This window comes from Plesiomonas sp. (assembly GCF_051650925.1).
Lineage (GTDB): Bacteria > Pseudomonadota > Gammaproteobacteria > Enterobacterales > CAMTGL01 > Plesiomonas.
Genome location: NZ_JBOFRH010000538.1, coordinates 1 through 2,937, shown reverse-complemented (window position 1 = coordinate 2,937; position 2,937 = coordinate 1). Strand labels below are relative to the sequence as shown.

Below are 2,937 nucleotides of genomic sequence, written 5' to 3'. Positions count from 1 at the left end.
CTGGTGTCTTTTGCGCCGGTTAAATCAACCAGATGCAGCCATTGTGCTCCTGCTTGCTGATAGGTTTGCAGACGCTCTGTGGGGTCGGCGTGGTATTCGGTTTTGTGATCATAGTCACCCTGTAGCAGGCGCACGACTTTGCCGTCGATCAGATCCAGTGCGGGAATAATCATCCTTGTTACATCTCCAGAAAGTTTTTCAGTAACTGGGCACCGGCTTTACCGGATCGTTCAGGGTGAAACTGCACACCGTAAAAATTATCCTGTTGCACTGCTGCAGAGAAGGCTTCGCCGTAATGACACTGAGCAATCGTGTGGTGACTGATCTGCATCGCATAGCTGTGAACAAAGTAAAAGTACTCACCATCGGCAATATTATTAAACAGGCGATGGCCCGCTTTTGGGTACACGCGGTTCCAGCCCATGTGGGGCAGAGGTAGGCCAAAATCGGTCATTTGCAGAACCGAGGTATCAGGGATCACCCCGAGAGTATGGGTATTACCCTCTTCGCAATATTCGGCCATCAGTTGCATGCCTAAGCAGATCCCCAATACCGGTTGGGTACAGGCTCTGATCAGGGCGATCAGATTGCGATCATGCAACTGTTCCATGGCGGTACTGGCCGTACCTACGCCGGGCAGCAGCAATTTATCAGCGGTGAGGATCACATCAGCTTCTTTGCTGATAACCGGGTGGTAGCCGAGTTTTTGCACGGCAAAATAGACCGAAGCAAGGTTGGCACAGCCGGTATCAATAATGACCACACGGGTTTGCGGGGTCTGTTGTGGCATCTACAAAACTCCTTTTGAGCTTGGCAATGCATCACCCTGCATGTGAATGGCCTGACGTAGTGTGCGGCCAAACGCTTTGAACAGGCTTTCTACCATGTGGTGGCTATTTTTGCCTTTGGTTTTTAGGTGCAAGGTGCAGCCTAGGCTGTCGGTCAGTGAACGGAAGAAGTGCTGCACCATTTCAGTGCTCAGATCCCCGACTTGATCGCGGTTAAAATCCGCTTTGAATTTCAAGTAGGGGCGGCCGGAGAGATCAAGCGCACAACGTGCTAGACACTCATCCATCGGCAGCACAAACCCAAACCGACCAATACCGCGTTTGTTGCCCAGTGCTTGTCGCAGGGCTTGGCCGAGTGCTAAAGCGGTATCTTCAATAGTGTGGTGATCATCAATGTGCAGATCGCCGCTGACGGCAATATTCATGCGAAAACCGCCATGGGTGGCAATCTGATCAAGCATGTGGTCAAAAAAACCTAATCCGGTGCTGATCTGGTTTTCACCGTTCTCATCTAACCAAACTTGTACGCTAATATCGGTTTCGCGCGTAATACGGCTGACGCTGGCAGTACGGGCCGGAAAGCTCAGGCGCTGAACAATCATCGGCCAATTTGTATTGTCAGGGTGATAGAGAATGCCGTTAATGCCCATGTTTTCGGCAAGTTTCAGATCAGTTTGTCTGTCGCCAATAACAAAGGAGTGCGCATGATCAATGCAGCCCGACTCCATGTAGCGCTTTACTAGCCCAAGTTTCGGTTTCCGGCAGGTACAGTTGTCGTGCTCAAAATGTGGGCAAATTAAAATATCAGCAAACTCAATACCCTGAGAGCTGAAAATATCGAGCATAGCGTTGTGCGGCAGGTCAAAATCAGCTTGTGGCAAACTGTCTGTACCTAAGCCGTCTTGATTGGTGATCATCACCAGCGTGTAACCTTGACGCTGCAGTGTTAATAGCGCCGGAATAACGCCCGCTTCGAGTTTGAGTTTATCGAGACGATCAACCTGAAAATCTTCCGGTGGCTCTTTAATCAGCGTGCCATCACGATCAATAAACAGGTAATTACGTGCAACTGAATTGGATTTATTCAGTTGTGCTTTGTGTGGCTGCGCATGGCGCGCGGTTTCTGCTGCGTAACGCACTCTTTTTTTCACTGCATGCCTCCTTGCTGGCAGCACATCTCATCGGATAACGGCATCGCGTTGATGACATTCAGCGTGCGCTGACACTCTTCTTGTGTGCCAATTGAGATGCGCAGACAGTTATACAAACCGGGTTGTTTTCCTTGATCTCTAACGATAATGCCTTGATCCCACAAATTTTTGAATACTTTCTCACCGTTATGGAAGCGAACCGTGATCCAGTTGCTTTCGCTGGGGTAGACAGTGTCGCATAGCGGGCTTTTTTGCAGCTCTTGACTCAGCCATGTGCGGGTTGTGCGCAAGGAATCAACATTGCGTTGCATCGCCGCAATCCCTTGTTCGCTCAGTGCTTGCGCGGCAATGTCAGCAACCGGTAGCGGTAGTGGGTAGGGGGCAATGACTTTTAATAGCAAACGAATAATGTCGGGGGATGAGAGCGCAAAGCCGCAGCGTAATCCGGCCAGTGCAAACGCTTTTGACAGGGTGCGTAAAATCACCAGATTCGGGTACTGTTGCAGCAACGGTACACAGCTGTGTTGCGGGCAAAACTCGATATACGCTTCATCAATCACCACGATGGCTTTTCCGGCGGTGAGTTGCAGCAGCGCATGCAAGTCTTGTTGTTGCAGCAGGTTGCCGGTCGGGTTGTTCGGGCTGCACACAAAGACGACTTTGACCTGATCAAGTGCGGCATGAATAGCTGGAAGATCGAGCTGCCAGTCTGCGGTGCTGGGCACGATTTTTCGCGCAATACCAAGCGTTTCAGCGCTGACTGTGTACATACCGTAGGTCGGCGGGCAAAACATCACGGCATCGCGTGCGGGTTCGCAAAAGGCGCGGATCACCAGCTCTATCGCTTCATCTGCACCACGGCTGACCAACACTTGTTCGGGCATGAGATTGGCATAGGCGGCGTAACGGGTAATCACGCTCTCTGGCTGGCACTCTGGATAACGGTTGAGCTTTTGTGTGGTTAACGAATAGTCAGGCGCGACGGGGTATTCATTGGC

At 51.0% G+C, this 2,937-nt stretch carries 4 protein-coding genes; all 4 read right to left on the bottom strand.

The features are described 5' to 3' along the window. Positions 1-173 (bottom strand): HisA/HisF-related TIM barrel protein (locus ACRC27_RS12815; protein WP_438640047.1); only part of this gene is annotated, 173 nt, incomplete at its 3' end. A gap of 5 nt (positions 174-178) precedes the next feature. Beyond that, positions 179-790 (bottom strand): imidazole glycerol phosphate synthase subunit HisH, encoded by a 612-nt coding sequence (gene hisH / locus ACRC27_RS12810; RefSeq protein ID WP_438622943.1) that lies wholly within the window; start codon positions 788-790, stop codon positions 179-181. Then, positions 791-1,876, bottom strand: coding sequence for a bifunctional histidinol-phosphatase/imidazoleglycerol-phosphate dehydratase HisB (hisB, locus tag ACRC27_RS12805; protein WP_438640046.1), 1,086 nt, complete (start codon positions 1,874-1,876; stop codon positions 791-793). Between the two features lie 59 nt (positions 1,877-1,935). Further along, positions 1,936-2,937: histidinol-phosphate transaminase (gene hisC, locus ACRC27_RS12800; RefSeq protein ID WP_438640045.1), on the bottom strand; the 1,002-nt coding region annotated here is incomplete at its 5' end.